At 40.4% G+C, this 16,407-nt stretch carries 14 protein-coding genes; 6 read left to right on the top strand and 8 right to left on the bottom strand.

Going from position 1 to position 16,407, the window contains the following annotated elements:
• Position 1: 1 nt before the first annotated feature.
• The 4 genes from PL11_RS04730 to PL11_RS04745 all read right to left on the bottom strand — a co-directional run bounded on the left by PL11_RS04730 (position 2) and on the right by PL11_RS04745 (position 5,078).
• Positions 2 to 1,369: a hypothetical protein gene (locus PL11_RS04730; RefSeq protein ID WP_035167725.1), complete on the bottom strand. Its 1,368-nt coding sequence runs from the start codon at positions 1,367 to 1,369 to the stop codon at positions 2 to 4.
• Between the two features lie 260 nt (positions 1,370 to 1,629).
• Positions 1,630 to 2,487: a hypothetical protein gene (locus PL11_RS04735; protein ID WP_035167726.1), complete on the bottom strand. Its 858-nt coding sequence runs from the start codon at positions 2,485 to 2,487 to the stop codon at positions 1,630 to 1,632.
• Between the two features lie 77 nt (positions 2,488 to 2,564).
• Positions 2,565 to 3,797, bottom strand: a complete 1,233-nt coding sequence (locus PL11_RS04740) for a hypothetical protein (RefSeq protein WP_052127812.1) — start codon at positions 3,795 to 3,797, stop codon at positions 2,565 to 2,567.
• Positions 3,798 to 4,235: 438 nt separating this feature from the next.
• Complete coding sequence (locus PL11_RS04745) at positions 4,236 to 5,078, bottom strand: aldo/keto reductase (RefSeq protein ID WP_078256918.1); 843 nt, start codon at positions 5,076 to 5,078, stop codon at positions 4,236 to 4,238.
• 165 nt (positions 5,079 to 5,243) lie between these two features.
• Here PL11_RS04745 and PL11_RS04750 point away from each other — a divergent pair, with 165 nt between their 5' ends.
• The 3 genes from PL11_RS04750 to adhE all read left to right on the top strand — a co-directional run bounded on the left by PL11_RS04750 (position 5,244) and on the right by adhE (position 11,031).
• Positions 5,244 to 7,616, top strand: a complete 2,373-nt coding sequence (locus PL11_RS04750; protein ID WP_035167728.1) for an HAD-IC family P-type ATPase — start codon at positions 5,244 to 5,246, stop codon at positions 7,614 to 7,616.
• Positions 7,617 to 7,682: 66 nt separating this feature from the next.
• Positions 7,683 to 8,210, top strand: a complete 528-nt coding sequence (locus PL11_RS04755; RefSeq protein ID WP_035167729.1) for a DUF1836 domain-containing protein — start codon at positions 7,683 to 7,685, stop codon at positions 8,208 to 8,210.
• 211 nt (positions 8,211 to 8,421) lie between these two features.
• Positions 8,422 to 11,031, top strand: a complete 2,610-nt coding sequence (gene adhE, locus PL11_RS04760; RefSeq protein ID WP_035167731.1) for a bifunctional acetaldehyde-CoA/alcohol dehydrogenase — start codon at positions 8,422 to 8,424, stop codon at positions 11,029 to 11,031.
• 82 nt (positions 11,032 to 11,113) lie between these two features.
• Here adhE and PL11_RS04765 read toward each other — a convergent pair whose 3' ends face one another.
• Positions 11,114 to 11,521 carry a MerR family transcriptional regulator gene (locus PL11_RS04765; protein WP_035167732.1) on the bottom strand — a complete coding sequence of 136 codons (408 nt, stop codon included), beginning with the start codon at positions 11,519 to 11,521 and terminating at the stop codon, positions 11,114 to 11,116.
• Positions 11,522 to 11,593: 72 nt separating this feature from the next.
• Between PL11_RS04765 and PL11_RS04770 the strand changes: the two genes are divergently transcribed.
• Positions 11,594 to 12,610 carry an aldo/keto reductase gene (locus tag PL11_RS04770; RefSeq protein ID WP_035167733.1) on the top strand — a complete coding sequence of 339 codons (1,017 nt, stop codon included), beginning with the start codon at positions 11,594 to 11,596 and terminating at the stop codon, positions 12,608 to 12,610.
• A gap of 336 nt (positions 12,611 to 12,946) precedes the next feature.
• Here the strand turns inward: PL11_RS04770 and PL11_RS04775 are convergent, their stop codons facing one another.
• Positions 12,947 to 13,357: a peptide deformylase gene (locus PL11_RS04775; protein ID WP_035167735.1), complete on the bottom strand. Its 411-nt coding sequence runs from the start codon at positions 13,355 to 13,357 to the stop codon at positions 12,947 to 12,949.
• Between the two features lie 72 nt (positions 13,358 to 13,429).
• Here PL11_RS04775 and PL11_RS04780 point away from each other — a divergent pair, with 72 nt between their 5' ends.
• Positions 13,430 to 14,071 (top strand): HD domain-containing protein, encoded by a 642-nt coding sequence (locus PL11_RS04780; protein WP_035167736.1) that lies wholly within the window; start codon positions 13,430 to 13,432, stop codon positions 14,069 to 14,071.
• Here PL11_RS04780 and PL11_RS04785 read toward each other — a convergent pair whose 3' ends face one another.
• On the bottom strand, positions 14,072 to 14,803 hold the full coding sequence (locus tag PL11_RS04785; protein ID WP_035167737.1) for a hypothetical protein: 732 nt from the start codon (positions 14,801 to 14,803) through the stop codon (positions 14,072 to 14,074). It abuts the gene before it with no gap.
• 4 nt (positions 14,804 to 14,807) lie between these two features.
• Positions 14,808 to 15,308: a Cys-tRNA(Pro) deacylase gene (gene ybaK / locus PL11_RS04790; RefSeq protein ID WP_035167738.1), complete on the bottom strand. Its 501-nt coding sequence runs from the start codon at positions 15,306 to 15,308 to the stop codon at positions 14,808 to 14,810.
• 122 nt (positions 15,309 to 15,430) lie between these two features.
• Here ybaK and PL11_RS04795 point away from each other — a divergent pair, with 122 nt between their 5' ends.
• Positions 15,431 to 16,156, top strand: coding sequence for a GntR family transcriptional regulator (locus tag PL11_RS04795; RefSeq protein ID WP_035167739.1), 726 nt, complete (start codon positions 15,431 to 15,433; stop codon positions 16,154 to 16,156).
• The last annotated feature ends 251 nt before the right edge of the window (positions 16,157 to 16,407 follow it).

Here is a 16,407-nt window from a genome sequence, read left to right on the forward strand (position 1 = left end):
GTTAATTCTCCCCGTTAATTAAATTCTGATAATATTCGGTCGATTTATATAAGTATGGCCGAACATCAGTGGTTGCGCTGATTGTGTCAATGGTCTTGTTTTGGTTACCGTGTGTCCAAAGTGAAACGTCCACTTCTGTGGCATCATCGCTAACTTTAGTTTGGCTCTTATCGACCTTCATGAAGCTAACGCTAAATTGATAATTCCACTTACCAGATTCATATTTATATTGAGTAAAACCACCGGTACCGATTAACCGATAAACCTTTGACTTATTGGGATCTAATGCCTTCATAACTGCACGGCCCGCTTTGTTTCCGCTAATTGCTTGTCCAGATCCGTACCAGATTCCATTCTTCAAGATTGGCTTGGTTGGGTTAATGTACATAATGCTACTAGTAAGTACGTATTGTACCTTTGTGTAGAATTCCACCAGCGATAAATTGTGGTTTGGACCCACATTATTACTGTAAACTTTGCTAATTGTGCTACCAAAGTTAGAAGCGTACTGAGCATCTGAGTCGTTGAAGTTAAAACGAATACCATTTAAATAAACAGCGCCATCAGACGTACTGTTTTTTGCTACATAAGTCTTCACGTGCTTTCGGTTTGTGTTCATTACGTCCTTTGCAACGGCAAAGTTTGTTCGGGTATTGTACCAGTAAGAGCTGCTCTTTCCATAAGCAAACTCAACTACCGGAATTTTGATAATGTTGTTAGTGGCTGATCCGGTCCATGATTTTTCGGTAACGATTCTAGCTGCTCTTTTGGCACCTGATCTCAAAGTCCAAGGTAATGTTTTATCGCCGTCATGCTTACGGTAATAACTCAGGACTTTTTTCATTGAACTTAGACTAGGGGTCTTGGCAAACGCGCTAAGGGATGAGTTGGTTGAATAGCCATCCATAGCGGACTGACCATCATTTTGCAGATCCTTAGAATTTCTTGCCCTAGTAGTTGAGAGCAGAATATTATACTTTGGGTAGCTGAAATAGCCACCCTTGTAGGATTTACCTTGAACCATCGACTTAGCCCAAACGTATCCCTTAAGTTTGTGGTTGCTGCTAGTTACATAGTAATAATTTACTGAGTATTGGTAATGTGGAAAGCGCATGGCTACTAATTTAGAAGCGTAAAACGTGGTTTTTGAATAATTTTTAAGATTGGCTAATTTCTTGGTATGCTTGGCATTCCATAAGTAATTAGTCTTTAACGTTCGTGTAAGTAAGGCTCTTTTTGAGTCATATTTTTGAACTGTGGTGATTTTTGGATTCACCTTTTTTGCAGCTTGGGCTGGTGTTTGGGAAATAACCACTCCTGTGGTGGTCAATGCCAGACCGGTTGCTACTTTAAATAGAAAACTTTTCATAATTAAACCCCTCCAGATGGTTACAGTATACTAACCATAATTAGCTATGTATCTGATTTAATAAAAATGAAATAGCTTCTTAATAAATGGTGAATAACGTGATTATTTGATATCGGGCGGGGCCTTTTTTGTATGCCAGAGCAACCAAGGCAGAAAAACTCCCCACAAAGAAGTTTTTGAACAGCTTTGCAGGGAGCTCTTTTCTAAGTTATAAAGTATGAGATGCTTAACTTTCACAACGGCAGCAGACATTTTTAAGGTTAACCTTGTCCGGTAGATGTTGTTGAGTTCTTTGGTGGATCTTCCAAGACAACAACGCCTCGACCATAGTTGGGGCTGCCTTTAGGAAAGGCATAAGCCCCTATCAAATTATTTTGAAAGGTTTTGAAACTAGTGTTGCCATTATGAGCATAAACGGCATTATTAACATAGTCCTTAAACGAAACTTTTCCGGACTTTAGTTGTTGCTGTTCCTTTTTACCATTAGTAGCACTATTACCAATGAAAAAGAAGGACATGTATTTTTGAGTAGCTTTGTAATTATTTGCGACCATTATTTGAAAGTATTCATCGCCACTGTCCGGATTACTGTACTTACTAACAAAGCTGGGGTACTGATTGGCAATTTGCTGCAACTGGTTATTTGGGACTGTATTTTCGAAAAAGCCAGCTAACTCTTGGCTCAAACTATTAGTTGGCTTACTAGTTGTGTTGTTGGCTGAGTTACCAGTGCTAGAACTATTACTTGATGCATCTCCAGCGTTGCTATTAACTGGTTTCATATATCCCTTCCAGATCCAGCCTTGTAGCCCGCTTTTACTGGTGACGTGATAGTAAATCGAGTACATCCGTAGATTTTTTAAATATAGTTTTTCATGAGCATCGGTATACCAAGTTACATCAGCCGTTTGTGGGTTATAGCCATAACAAACACCTAAATGCTTAGAAAATCTTGCCCCAGTGGGGGCTTTAAATGCGTGGGTACCCATTGAACGCCGCCAAATTAACTTGACTTCATGGGAACGTTTAGCCGAATACTGGCTGGCTGCGTTGGCGGTGACTTGCAGGCCACATAGACTGGCCAGTAAGCCAGTGAATAAAATTAGTTGTTTTTTCAAATGATGAACCTCCTTTAAATTTGCGTTATAAAAAGTCTGAATGATAGCATTCAGACTTTTTAAAATCATCAATAAGACTACTTAGCTTTGACCACGGCAACATATTGAGTACCACCAAAGACAGCGTCAGTATTGACAAAGCTCTTAAAGGTGTAGCCAGCTGGCACATGTTTCTTGGCAAAAGCGGATAGGCTTAAACCGTTAGCGTCTTGATACTTGCTGACAGCGGTGCCGGCATTAGCATCAGCGTTGGCAGCCGTAAAGGTTTGCTCAGTTTTTTCAATTGGATTGTTATTGTTGTTGGTAGCGTCCAAATAAACCACTTTGACTTGCGCAGCTTTTTTAACTTGAACGTATTGAGTACCGCCAAAGACAGCATTGTCATTGACAAAGGAAACAAACGCATAACCAGCAGGGACGTTCTTCTTGGCAAAGTCCTGCAAGGACAAATTATCGGCGTTTACAAATGAACTGGCAGCCACTTGGCCAGCTTTGGTCGAAGTGTCAGTCGTGGTGAAGGTCTTGTTGGCTTTATCGACTGGGTTGTTGGTACTATTATCACCGTTAAGGTAAACTACCGTGACACTGTTATCAGTAGTGCTGGTATTGGCTGGCTTAGCCGGTTTAGCTTCAGCCAAGTTGTCCTTGTTTACCCATTTCCCGTTCAGGTCAGCATTGTTAGAAGCTAGTTGATACCAAGTTGTGTTATCGCGTGGATTTGTGACCGCCTTGGTAACCGTAAACGTAGCATCCTTATAGTTTGATAGGGTGGTAATGGTTGGGGTTGCGCCAACCTTGTATTCTGTGTTGGCTGGGGCATCATAAATCACATTATTGGTAGTGGCAGCTAGGGCGGTGTCGGCTAGTTTAAATTGAGCCTTAGCATCTGGAGCTGTGGCGTCCTGTGTTGTGGCGTAAGGGGCAACTCCACCACCAAATGTACCTGTGGAAGTACCACCATAGATCCAGCCGCGATAATTACCATCGAAGGTGACCACCTTGTAGTAAACTGAACCGCGGTCTGTAGTGGCTACTCGGTAAGCCCGAACATTGGAGCCCAGAGTGTTTGCGGCATTCAAGTTACTCAAGGTAGTAGCCGAAGCAATTACCCGAGCACCCCGCAAGGTTCCCGCCTTGGTATAAAGTGCATTATTACCGGTAAAAACAACATTACGAGTTGTTGGATCGGTGGTTAGTTGTTGATTAGATGTGACGTGGGCATACCGTTTGGCCGCATTAGTTTGCACTTGAAGGCCACCGAGAATCCCAAAACTTAAACCGGTCATTAGAACATACTTTAGATTTTTCATTAAACTGTCTCTCCTTATAGTTGATTATCAGTAAATTAGAATTAATGGTTGGAAAATTCAATAACTCGGATCAACTTAAGGACTGGCGCGACCAATGCCATCGATGTTGCTTATGTAAAATAGCTTAGTTTGAACAATATGTTGGCTAACAACTAAGTTAGCTAAAAAAGTAGAGACTTGCATAGTAACGCTCCTTTAAGTAGATTTCCCCCGAAATCCCCAGAAGCAGGTATCAATTGACCTTAATATACAACTAATCCACGATTAAGCTATGGCTTTTAACGAATGTTTACTTATTTGAATACAAAACTTAATAAACAGTGTAACTAAAAAAGATCTAGATAGAGGATGAAGTTAATCATCTCTATCTAGATCTAAGCTTAGATTGTTTTAGTTATAGTTTCTGAAATGATAGTTATGCACGGACCGTAAAAATGTTTAGTATTGCTTACCCTTCTCATAAACCAGCTCTGGCTCATTACCAGTTCTTTGGTTTTTGTCGAGGATATCAATCATTGTCATTTCGTCATCGCTGAGCTCGAAGTCCAGTTGGATGTTTTCTTTGACGCGGGAAACGGTTTTTGACTTCGGAATGATTGCTACACCACGTTGCAATTGCCACCTTAAAATCACTTGGGCAATTGAACGGTCATGATGATCAGCAATCTTTTTGATCATCGGATCTTCTAGGACCAAGCCTCTGCCGAGAGGGCTCCAGGCTTGTGTCAAAATTGACTCTTGTTTATCAAAGTCGATCATTGGTTGTTGGGTTAAGTAGGGATGAGTTTCGATTTGGTTAAGTACCGGCATCTCATTGGCTTGAGTCTTTAACAATTGCAAGTGAGCTTGGGTAAAGTTTGATACTCCAATGGATTTGGCTTTCCCTTGCTTTTTCAGTTCTTCAAAGGCACGCCAAGTGTCGAAAAACTTATCTGAAATTGGCCAGTGAACCAAAAGTAAGTCAAAATAGTCAGTTCCCATCTGCTGGAGAGAATAGTCTGCACTATTGATTGTTAGATCATAACCCTGATTCATTTCGGTGATTTTGTCGGTAATGAAAATCTTGTCTCTACTGATACCTAACTTTCTAATTGCTTCACCGAGTAAACGCTCATTTTGGTATAGCTGGGCTGTATCAAACAGACGATATCCTGCTTCATAGGCCGCCTTAACCGCTGTATCCATTTTTTCAGCATCATCTAATAAGTACGTTCCGAATCCCATCATTGGGATTGAGTTGCCATCTGCTAATTGATATGTATTGTTTGTAATTTCACTCATTTAATTGTCCTCCTTGGGTAACGCTTACATTTTATCATAAATGATTGCCTAAGACTGGTAAATCAATAAATTGCTAATTCTTAAAACTTTAATAATTGAACACTAAAAATGGGTTTTTTAAGCGGATTTTTGTACAATAGAATGTTAAAGAGAGGAGTTAAGCCAATGGCCGCCATTAAATTATCAGATGTGAATGTTGAACAGGGCTTAACCACGAGTCAAGTTCATCAACAAATCGAAGCTGGAAACAAAAACATTGCAGAACAGTCGCTGACAAGAAGCGTTAAACAGATTCTGTCAGATAACATCTTCACGTTGTTCAACTTAATCAACGTGGTCCTTGGAGCTCTGGTGTTTTATACGGGTAGTTATAAGAACCTACTCTTCCTGGGAATTGCCTTTTTCAATACAGTAATCGGTATTATCCAAGAAATTCGTTCGAAGCGTCAGGTCGACAAGATGGTGCTTTTGGCCGAAGGTAAAAACGTTGTTATTAGGGATGGTAAGGAAGTTGAAGTTCTGTCTGAAGAAATTGTTTTGGGTGACATTGTTCAACTATCCCGTGGAGACCAAGTCCCTGTGGATGGCCAAGTGGTTGCGAGCCGGTCAATGCAGGTTGATGAGTCGCAAATTACTGGTGAGGCCAAGACCATCACTAAGGAAAAGGCGGATGAACTAACTTCTGGTAGTTATCTTGTTGGTGGCTCTGGAAAAATGTTGGTAACTAAAGTTGGAAAAGATACTTTTGTTAACCACCTTTCTGACGAAGCCAAACAGGGTAAAGATGCTCCAAGTATTTTATTGAATACTATCAACAGAATCATCAAGGTGTTAACCTTCGTCATTATTCCTTTAGGGATTATTTTGTTTATGGTTAAGCTCAATCAGGGATTGGGGATTAATCGCTCCATTTTAGGAACCGTTGCTGCGATGATTGGAATGATCCCAGAAGGATTAGTTCTATTAACCTCGATGACACTGGCAGTTTCAGCAATGGCTTTGGCTCGGAAACGGACGTTGGTTCGTGACCTTCCCGCAATTGAAGCGTTAGCTCGTGTTGACACAATTTGTTTGGATAAAACCGGAACAATCACCAGTGGTGATTTGAAATTTGAGCGCTTGATTCCGATGGCAGCTGGAATTTCAGATGATCAGCTGAGAAAGATAGTTGCCACCATTTCGTACGGAACGGGTGACAGTAACGAAACGGCAATGGCGATTAAGTCAGAAATCGCTGATCCTAATCAAGAAGTTTCAAAAGTTGAAGCATTTTCTTCGGAACGTAAATGGAGTGGGGTCGAGGTTGCCGGTCAAGGAGCCTTTATCCTCGGAGCTCCCCAATTTATCTTTAAAAACTTAGATACAAAGGTTCAATCTCAAATCGATCAGGAAGCCAAAAACGGCTATCGGGTTTTAGCTGTAGCTAAAGCTGATCAGTTAGAGACGGAAAAATCATTACCTACCCCAGAACTTTTGGGATTGTTGTTGATTAGTGACGTTATTCGTCCAAATGCTCAAAGCACGTTTGATTTCTTTAGAAATCAGGATGTAGATATTAAGGTGATTTCAGGGGATGATCCGGTCACTGTTTCTACCATCGCCAATAACGCTGGCATTAGCAACGCGCGTGACTATATTGATATGTCGAAGGTTAGCGATGACGATGATTTTGGCAAACTTGCTTCAGAAAACGTTGTGTTTGGTCGGGTAACTCCAGATCAGAAAAAACGGTTGATCAGTGGACTCCAAGAAGATAAACATACCGTGGCGATGACGGGTGATGGTGTTAACGATATTTTGGCACTGAGACAGGCTGACTGTGGAATTGCCATGGCATCTGGAAGTGAGAGTACTAAAAGTATTGCGGACTTTGTTTTGATTGATTCCAATTTTGATGCCATGATTGGGGTTCTGAACGAAGGTCGGCGGGTTATTAATAACATCCAACGGGTCGCCGCAATGTATTTGATTAAGACAATGTACTCCGTTGCGTTATCGATTCTCTTCATGTTTTTCCAAAACAATTATCCATTTGAACCAATCCAGTTAACACCGATTACGACCTTAATGGTAGGAATCCCATCGTTTGTACTGGCATTACAGCCAAACTTTGCAAGAATCACTAACCAGTTTATGCGCCAAGTGTTGATTATTTCCGCACCAGCGGCGGCATGTATCGTCGGGTACATCGTGATCATTCAAGGAATTGGGGTTATTTTTGGACTAAACTATCGCTTTACCTCAACGCTGTGTGTTTTGATTACAGGGGCAATTTGCTGGCTGGCGTTAGTGTTGGTATCGCGGCCATTCAACCGTTTAAAGATTGCTTTAGATGTGGCCGTACTGGCGGCATTCTTGCTAATTGTAGTGTTCTTTAATAACTTATTCTCGCTAGTTTCACTGTTTAATCCGGTTGTCTGGTGGATTGCAATTCCACTGATTGCCACAGCATATCCAATCTATTTATTTGCCCAGGGATTAATCAGCAAGATTATGGATGCCCGGGAGCGAAGAAGATTGAAGAAAAGCCACGTTTAATTGGAACCAGAACATCTAGTGTTGTACACTAGATGTAGTAATTAACTCAATCAGTAGAGGTGTGCTATGACAGATAAAGAAGCTCAATATCAAAAGTGGGAACAGGACCTAAAAAAGGTAGAACTGCCCTTGTGGTCAGAACTACCAAAGTTTGATTTATACATGGATCAAGTGACGGCGTTTGTTAATGGAGTTCTTGGACAAATTGGCATCTCTCCAGTAACTCCAGCGATGGTCAACAACTACGTAAAAAATAAGGCAATAATTGCCCCAGTTAAGAAAAAGTACCAGACAATGCAAATTGCGGACATCATTATGATTAGTTTGCTTAAACCAGCGTTTTCTTTGGGCACCATTCGGCATGCAATCGATCAGGTTACTGCTAACATGTATCCTCAGCAGGCATATGATAATTTTATAAAGCGGCTGACTTTTTCATTTAAGAACATCGATAATATTTCTAATCGTGCTTTAGAAGAAAAAGATTTGAACGAAAAATTAATGCAAGTTGCAGCCAATGTTGTTATAGATAGGGTCCAATCTGAGAAACTTTTGGATATAATCAAGAAGCCATTACCGCAACTGAAGAGCTAGTGAACAGGTTCACATATAGGCAATGTAATCGCTTTCAAGAAATTGAACAAACTTTAGTAAGTAAGAAATGTAGCCAAAGATTGAGATATCAATGGTTACATTTTTTATTTTCACTTTTTGTGATTTTTTGAGCAAAAACTATTTACATTGAAAATATTCGTGTTATTATAATCTTGTGAAATAAATAACAAACCATTTTTGGAGGCAGCTCATGATTGAGAACAAAGTAGAAAACAAAAAAACAACTGATGTAGATACAATGATCAATGGTTTAGTTGAAAAAGCTCAAAAAGCTCTCGAGATTATGGATTCGTTTGACCAAGAAAAAGTCGATTACATTACACACCAAATGGTTATGGCTGGCCAAGACAAGCATATGGACCTTGCCATTATGGCAGCTGAAGAAACTGGCCGTGGTGTTGCAGAAGATAAAGCAATTAAAAACATGTATGCCACAGAAGAAATTTGGCACAGCATTCGCGAACACAAGACTGTTGGGGTTATCAAAGATGACCGCGAACGTCAATTGATTACTGTTGCAGAACCTCTTGGTGTTTTAGCCGGAATTACTCCAGTTACTAACCCAACTTCAACTGCATTGTTTAAGTCAATTATCGCAATGAAGACAAGAAACCCAATCATCTTTAGTTTCCACCCACAAGCATTGAAGTCATCAATTGCAGCCGCAAAGGTTGTCCGTGATGCCGCAATTGCTGCTGGTGCTCCTGAAGGTGCAATCCAATGGATTACAGAACCAAGTATTGAAGCTACTAACAAGTTGATCAACCACCCAGGCGTTGCCTCAACATTAGCAACTGGTGGTCCCGGCATGGTTAAGGCAGCTTACTCAACTGGTAAACCAGCCTTAGGTGTTGGTCCTGGTAATGGTCCCGTATATATCGAAAAGACTGCTAACATTCTTCGCGCAGTTAACGATTTAGTTCTTTCAAAGACTTTTGATAACGGAATGATTTGTGCCACTGAAAACAGTGCCATTATCGATGCAGATATTTACGATGTTGTTAAACATGAATTGGAAAGAAATGGTGTATTCTTCGTTAAGAAGGCAGATCACAAGAAACTTTCTGAAACAATGTTTAACCAAGAAAAAGGAAATGTTCTTGGACCAATCGCTGGTCAACCAGCTAAGAAGATTGCTGAAATGGCCGGAATTAAAGTTCCTGACAACACTAAAGTGTTAGCCGTTGAAATTAACAAGATTGGAATCAAGGAACCACTTTCAGGTGAAAAACTTTCACCAGTTATCAGTGTCTTCAAGTCAGCTGATCATAAAGAAGCATTTGACCTTGCTGAAAAATTATTGAACTATGGTGGTCTCGGACACACTGCTGCTATTCAAACTACCGACGATGACTTGGCACTTGAATACGGTAAGAAGATGAAGGCAGCCAGAGTTCTAGTTAACACACCAGGTGGTTTTGGTGGAATTGGTAACTTGTACAACGAAATGACACCATCACTTACTTTAGGTACTGGTTCATGGGGTGCTAACTCAATTTCTCATAACGTTACTGATTACGATCTACTAAACATCAAAACTATCGCAAAGAGACGAAATAATATGCAATGGGTTAAATTACCAAGAGTTTACTTTGAAAAGACTTCTATTCGCTACCTCGATGACATGCCAGGCATCAACAAGGTATTCATCGTAACCACACCAGGTATGGTTGAACATGGATACGTTGATAAGGTTCTGGATGAATTGAAACGTCGTCCTAACGAAATTCAATACTCACTCTTCTCAGATGTTGAACCAGACCCATCAACTGATACAGTTAACAAGGGTGTTGCTCAAATGCGTGCCTTTGAACCTGATACCATTATTGCTTTAGGTGGTGGTTCACCACTTGATGCCGCTAAGAACATGTGGTTGTTCTACGAAGATCCAGATACTAGCTTCTTCGGCGCAAAGCAAAAGTTCATTGATATCAGAAAACGTGCTTACCGCTTTAACAAGCCACGTAAGGCCCAAATGATTGCTATCCCAACTACTTCAGGTACTGGTTCAGAAGTAACTCCATTTGCTGTTATTACTGACTCAAAGACCCATGTTAAGTACCCATTAGCTGACTACGCATTGACTCCAGACGTTGCCATTGTCGACCCTCAATTCGTTGAAACTGTACCAAAGGGAACAGTTGCGGCATCAGGACTTGATACTCTTTGCCACGGAATTGAATCATTCGTTTCAACTATGGCTTCAGATTACACAAGACCATTGTCACTACAAGCAATCAAGTTAGTATTTGAAAACTTGGAAAAATCATACCAAGGTGATGCTGACGCCCGTGCAGAAATGCATAACGCAGCTACCCTTGCAGGTATGGCATTCGGTAACGCATTCCTAGGAATCAACCACTCAATTGCCCACAAACTTGGTGGAGAATTTGGTTTGACCCACGGAATTGCAATTGCAATCACTATGCCACACGTAATCAGATTTAATGCTAAATTACCAGAAAAGATCGCCGTATGGCCTAAGTACGAATACTTCCGCGCAAACAAAGACTACGCAGAAATTGCTCGTTACATTGGCTTGAGTGGTAAGAATGATGAAGAATTGATCGAAGCTTTGGTTAACAAGATTATTGACCTTGCTCACAAAGTTGGCGTAACTCTAAGCTTAAAGGCATGGGGTGTCGACAAGAAGCAATTTGAAAAGGCTGTTGACCGTCTCTCAGTTCTTGCTTACGAAGATCAATGTACTACTGCTAATCCAAAGGAACCATTGATGGCTGATTTGAAGCAAATCATGATCGATGAATACGATGGAAAAGGCGTTGAAAAGAAAAAATAAGCGATTAATATAATTGTTTATAAATAACAAAGAGCTACGATGTTGAACATCGTAGCTCTTTTTTGGCGAAAATAATCAGTAATTACAACTGCTTGTATTCCTTCCACTCTGGCCTGGGTTTTCCAGTTTCTTCTGCCCTTTTGATTGCTTGGTAGTACGCAATTTTGCGATTCAGATGGCGTTGATTCTCTTGCAGTTCAGCAATTGTCTGAGCTATCTTTTGCTCGCGTTCAGCCAAAATATTGCAGATTAGTTCGGTATTTTTGCTGTCAGAATCAAGCTCAAAAAGTTCCTTAATCTCAGTTAAGTTCATGCCGGCGTTTTTAAAGCAACAAATCGTACTCAGTCTGCTTAAATGATTATCGTTATAGATGCGTCTTCCATGACTCCTAGGGACGTTAAATATCAGACCAAGTTGTTCGTAATACCGCAAAGTTGAGGCCTGTAATTGATATTTTTCGGCAACTTCACTGATTGAGTAAGTTTTCATAAGCGTTCCTTTGACTTAAAGTTTACTTTAAGTTGTACCCTTAAGGAAGATAATTGTAAAGGGGACGAAAAAATGTATCTAGCTAATAGCAAGCGTTATGATCAGATGAAATACAATCGAGTTGGCAAAAGCGGGTTAAAGATTTCCGCATTAGCTTTAGGACTTTGGCACAATTTTGGTAGTGTTGATGACTTTGAAAACCAAAAGCAGATTATTCATGCGGCGTTTGATTCCGGAATCACTTACTTTGATTTGGCAAACAATTACGGACCAATTCCTGGAAGTGCAGAGGAGAACTTCGGTCGAATCATGGCAACGGATATGAAATCGTACCGAGATGAAATGATTATTGCTTCAAAGGCGGGTTATGTGATGTGGCCGGGACCATATGGAGATTGGGGTTCACGCAAGAGTATTATCGCCAGTGCTGATCAATCCTTGCAGCGGATGGGACTAGACTATGTCGATATCTTTTATACCCATCGCCCTGATCCCGAAACACCAGTGGAAGAAACTGCAAGAGCGTTGAACCAGTTAGTAACTGAAGGAAAGGCACTTTATGTAGGAATTTCCAATTATAATGGCAAACAAACCGAAGAAATTGCCAAGGTGTTTGAAAAATTAGGCACCCCATTTGTGATTTCTCAGCCAAGATACAATATGTTTAACCGAACTGCTGAATCTGACCTATTTCCAGTTCTTAAGAAACTTGGGAAGGCTGCAGTCGGCTTTAGTTCACTATCACAAGGGTTGCTGACGGATAAGTACCTAAATGGTGTTCCAAGTGATTCTCGGGCAAGCAAGAGTTCAAGTCCATTCTTAAGTCCTGCTCAAGTCGAAGAGACTGTAGCGACCGTTAAACAGTTAAATGAATTGGCAGGTCAACGAGGACAAACTTTAGCAGAGATGGCCTTGGCTTGGAATTTGAGAGAGCCTGAGGTGGCGAGCGTCTTAATTGGAGCAAGTCGTCCAGAACAAATTGCGGATAATGTAGCTGCATTAAAGAATCTTGAATTTTCTACCGATGAATTAAAAGAAATTGATCAAATCCTTGATCGACAGGGTAAAATCGATTGGGATAAGCGATAGATTAATAGGAGTAGGGAGTGGGACAGAACAAGGCTCAACGAAAAAAATGCTGTTATAATTTCAAAAAGTGAAATTATAACGGCATCTTTTTCTTCTATTCAGATAGTTGCTACACGCAGTAACCATCAGGACTGAGAGCCATTTCTCATGACTCTCAGTTACTGTTGGTCTGCAGTAAACATCAAGTTTGAATCCTACTATTCGTAGAATTCAATACTTGTTGTTCTTGCTGGGGCGCTAAGACGAAATCAAAGATTTCTGTACCGCTCTCTGCGGGGGTGGGACGACGAAAGCATCTTAGTATGCTTTCTGTCTCACTCCCTACTTTTAGCTAAATTAAATAATTATTCCGTTGCAGTGATCGACTTCATGCTGGATGATTTGGGCAGTGAAATCAGTGAACTCCTGGGTATGCTGTTTAAAATTCTGATCCTGATATCTAACGGTAATTGTGGAATAGCGGGTAGTTTCTCGTTCTCCGGGTAAGGAAAGACAGCCTTCAGTCGTAACGTACTTGCCTGTCTTGCTGATAATTTTGGGATTTAGCATTGGAACGCTCATAATTCCCAGTTGGAATACGATTATCTGTTTTTGAACACCAATCATATTTGCAGCTAAGCCAACGGCCCTGTCTGAGTTTGCTTTAATTGTGTCAATCAAATCGGTGACGTGTTGCTTGTCAGCTGGAGTGACTGGTTGGGAGGGCTGAGCTAAAAATGCTTGATCGGAAATAATGTTTTGTTTCATGAGGTCAAGTCCTTTAATAGATTTGATATGGGGTATAATTAATAGATATAAAAACGTTAAGTGGGGCAGAGTATGAACGCTAATTTAAGAAAAATTGATGAGTTTGTTAGAGGAGAGCTAGGCCACGAGACGTCTGGCCATGATTATCAACATATTAAGCGGGTGGTTAACCTTGCCAAATTGATAATCGAAGGTGAACCCGCAAACGAGGAACTTGTCTTGATATCAGCTTATCTTCACGATGTGATTGATGATAAGGTTACTGATAATCCAGAGGCCAAAAAGGCAGAAATCAAAAAATTATTATCATCGATGGGATATCAAGATGAATTTATTTCATCAGTCTTTAGCATTATTGAAAATATGTCATATAGTGCCAATTTAAAGTCAAAACACGTACTTTCACTAGAGGGACAAATTGTTCAGGACGCTGACCGCCTTGACGCCATTGGGGCGATTGGAATTGCCCGGACGTTTTATTTTGGCGGCCACTTTGGGGAGATAATGTATGATCCAAGAATCATGCCTCGCAAGGAAATGGATAAGACTGAGTACCGTAAGCGAAATACCGTGATTAACCATTTTTATGAAAAATTGTTGAAGTTAAAAGATCAGTTAAATACTAACACCGCAACAGAGATTGCCGAGAGACGCCAGCAGGTGATGCTCGATTTTCTGGCAGAATTTTACGATGAATGGAACGGCAAAAAATAATTAGACTAGTTTTGCCAGCCAGTTGATGATTATTGAAATCACTAAGTTAAAAGCTAAGATAATGGCAATCCCGATGGTAAAGTGAATAATTCCGGTTAGCATTCCAGAAAATAGGGATGTCAGGCTTAAAAGGACGGTAATTACAATAATTGTTATAAGAGCGGGGATGAGTCCTTGCTTAGCGTTATTAAAATCAGCGGAACTCAGGTCAAATCCGCCAACACAAATGGTGATTGCCAGTAGAATAAAGATTACATAGCCGGCAACACTAAATTCTGGAAGCGAAAACGCCTGTAAATCACTATTTTTAACGGCTAAAATTGCGGAGCTAAAGCTGATTGGAAACAGGATTTTGTATGCCAATAACATAATTAAGGAACATCCAAACGTTGGGGCCAAACCAATAAACAGGTTACCAGTCCGCTGGTAAATGCTATTGGGGTCCCAGCTATGATTAACGTATCCAAGGGTTGGCTCATCTTGGGTGGGAAACTTAATCAGCCGGACTGAGTCGATTCGGTGTCTAAAAATCAACGCCATTAGCCAGTGTGAAGCTTCGTGAATCATGACGCCGATTCCGCCAATAAATACCTGACTGCGAATCCCTAAGTGGCTAGCAACTAGACTTTTGGTTTCTTGATTTAATTTGGACAGCATCACCGTAAACAAAAAAGGTACTCCGAAAAGGAGCACAATTACGATCAAAATGTTTTCAAAGATTTGAATGAGCATTAAATTACTCCTCTAAATCAATGAAATCAGCGTGGACGAGATTGGCTAAATCCTCCGCATTCAGCTTGACTGAGCGGCCAATCTGACCAGAAGAAACAATGATTTCTCCCATTTCCTTGGCCTCTTGATCAATGTAGATTGGGTAATGGAATTTTTCCCAAATTCCGACTGGAGTGTTAGCGCCATGTTCGTAACCAGTTGTTTTTAGCAGGTCTTTAAGGGGCACCATACCAACCTTTTTGTTTCCTGATGCCTTGGCTAATTTTTTGTAACTTAGGTGCTTATCAACCGGAAGAACCCCAACAACTGGGCCAGTGTTATTTCCTGTCAGCACGAGTGTTTTGTAAATCGTGTGTTCATCTTGGCCAATGTGATCAACGCTGAGTTGAGCGACATCGCCCTCTTGATGGGTTGGAAATTCCATTTGTTCAAACGAAATTTTGTTTTTATCTAGAATCTGTTCAACTAAAGTTTTGTGAGCTTTCTTTTGCTTCTTTTTTGCCATTTTAAAACACCTCGAGCTAATTTTATCACATCATAAAGGTGATTTACTTATGGTCTAGTTATAAATATCTGTTATACTTTAGCATTGGTAGTTCAAACGAACGAATTTTTTAAGGAGAAGAAATGGTGGATTTAGTTTATCGCAATATTATGACCGACTTAAAGCGGCGAATTGAGAATAACGAATTCAAAAATAAGCGGTTACCTGATGAACGAAGCCTTAGTGAGTCCTACGGGGTGAGCCGAAGTTCCGTTAAACGAGCTCTTAATGTGCTTGCAAATCAGGGAATCATTTTTAAAAAACGGGGATCAGGTACGTTTATCAACCCACTGTATCAAAAGAACCAGTCTATTTTTCAGTACGAAGGATCAAATTTGGGGGTTACCGATAGTTTTAAGAGCAACGGCAAGATTCCCCAAATTAAATTGTTAGATTTCAAAGTCGTAACTGCGGACGAAGATTTACAAACGGAGTTGTTTTTGAAACCGGGGGATTTTGTGTACCAAATCAAGCGGCTTAGAACGTTTGAAGATCAACCGTTTATGATTGAGTTAGGCTATATCCCAATTCGGGTTGCCCCAGAATTGACTAAAGAAGTCGTTGAGGGTTCAATCTTTAATTATTTTGAAGATACGACTGGAAAATCAGTTACGAAATCGTTTATGTCAATTAAGGCCGAACCTTCCAGGGATGAAGACCATGAACTTCTTGGGCTGAAACCAGTGGAACCGGTTGGGGTGATGGAAGGAATTTTCTTCCTTGATGATGGAACCCCATTTGAGGTTTCAAACATGCGACTCCACTATAAATATTTAAATTACAATACGTTCGTCGATTTAGACGATTAGTCTATAGTAAGTGTTTGGATAAAGAGCAACGATAATTTCAAGAAATTATCGTTGCTCTTTTTTGTCCATTTTTAATTAAATATTTTTTCCAGCAGTTTTGGTCAGGATAAACCCAACTGGTAAGCGCCATCATTTTTGAGAAAAAATGGCACCTTTTTTTACTGAAAACACTAGACGATTGCGGTTTTTAGATACATAATGGCACTGTCGCATGGATTGTTTTTTGAGATTTAAGAATTGGACCGTATCAA

Source organism: Lentilactobacillus curieae (assembly GCF_000785105.2).
Lineage (GTDB): Bacteria > Bacillota > Bacilli > Lactobacillales > Lactobacillaceae > Lentilactobacillus > Lentilactobacillus curieae.

Bases quoted from the DNA above. Each gene is read 5' to 3' on its own strand.
- PL11_RS04730 (WP_035167725.1), bottom strand. From the start codon at position 1,369: ATGAAAAGTTTTCTATTTAAAGTAGCAACCGGTCTGGCATTGACCACC.
- PL11_RS04740 (WP_052127812.1), bottom strand. From the start codon at position 3,797: ATGAAAAATCTAAAGTATGTTCTAATGACCGGTTTAAGTTTTGGGATT.
- PL11_RS04745 (WP_078256918.1), bottom strand. From the start codon at position 5,078: ATGAGTGAAATTACAAACAATACATATCAATTAGCAGATGGCAACTCA.
- PL11_RS04750 (WP_035167728.1), top strand. From the start codon at position 5,244: ATGGCCGCCATTAAATTATCAGATGTGAATGTTGAACAGGGCTTAACC.
- PL11_RS04755 (WP_035167729.1), top strand. From the start codon at position 7,683: ATGACAGATAAAGAAGCTCAATATCAAAAGTGGGAACAGGACCTAAAA.
- adhE (WP_035167731.1), top strand. From the start codon at position 8,422: ATGATTGAGAACAAAGTAGAAAACAAAAAAACAACTGATGTAGATACA.
- PL11_RS04765 (WP_035167732.1), bottom strand. From the start codon at position 11,521: ATGAAAACTTACTCAATCAGTGAAGTTGCCGAAAAATATCAATTACAG.
- PL11_RS04770 (WP_035167733.1), top strand. From the start codon at position 11,594: ATGTATCTAGCTAATAGCAAGCGTTATGATCAGATGAAATACAATCGA.
- PL11_RS04775 (WP_035167735.1), bottom strand. From the start codon at position 13,357: ATGAAACAAAACATTATTTCCGATCAAGCATTTTTAGCTCAGCCCTCC.
- PL11_RS04780 (WP_035167736.1), top strand. From the start codon at position 13,430: ATGAACGCTAATTTAAGAAAAATTGATGAGTTTGTTAGAGGAGAGCTA.
- PL11_RS04785 (WP_035167737.1), bottom strand. From the start codon at position 14,803: ATGCTCATTCAAATCTTTGAAAACATTTTGATCGTAATTGTGCTCCTT.
- ybaK (WP_035167738.1), bottom strand. From the start codon at position 15,308: ATGGCAAAAAAGAAGCAAAAGAAAGCTCACAAAACTTTAGTTGAACAG.
- PL11_RS04795 (WP_035167739.1), top strand. From the start codon at position 15,431: ATGGTGGATTTAGTTTATCGCAATATTATGACCGACTTAAAGCGGCGA.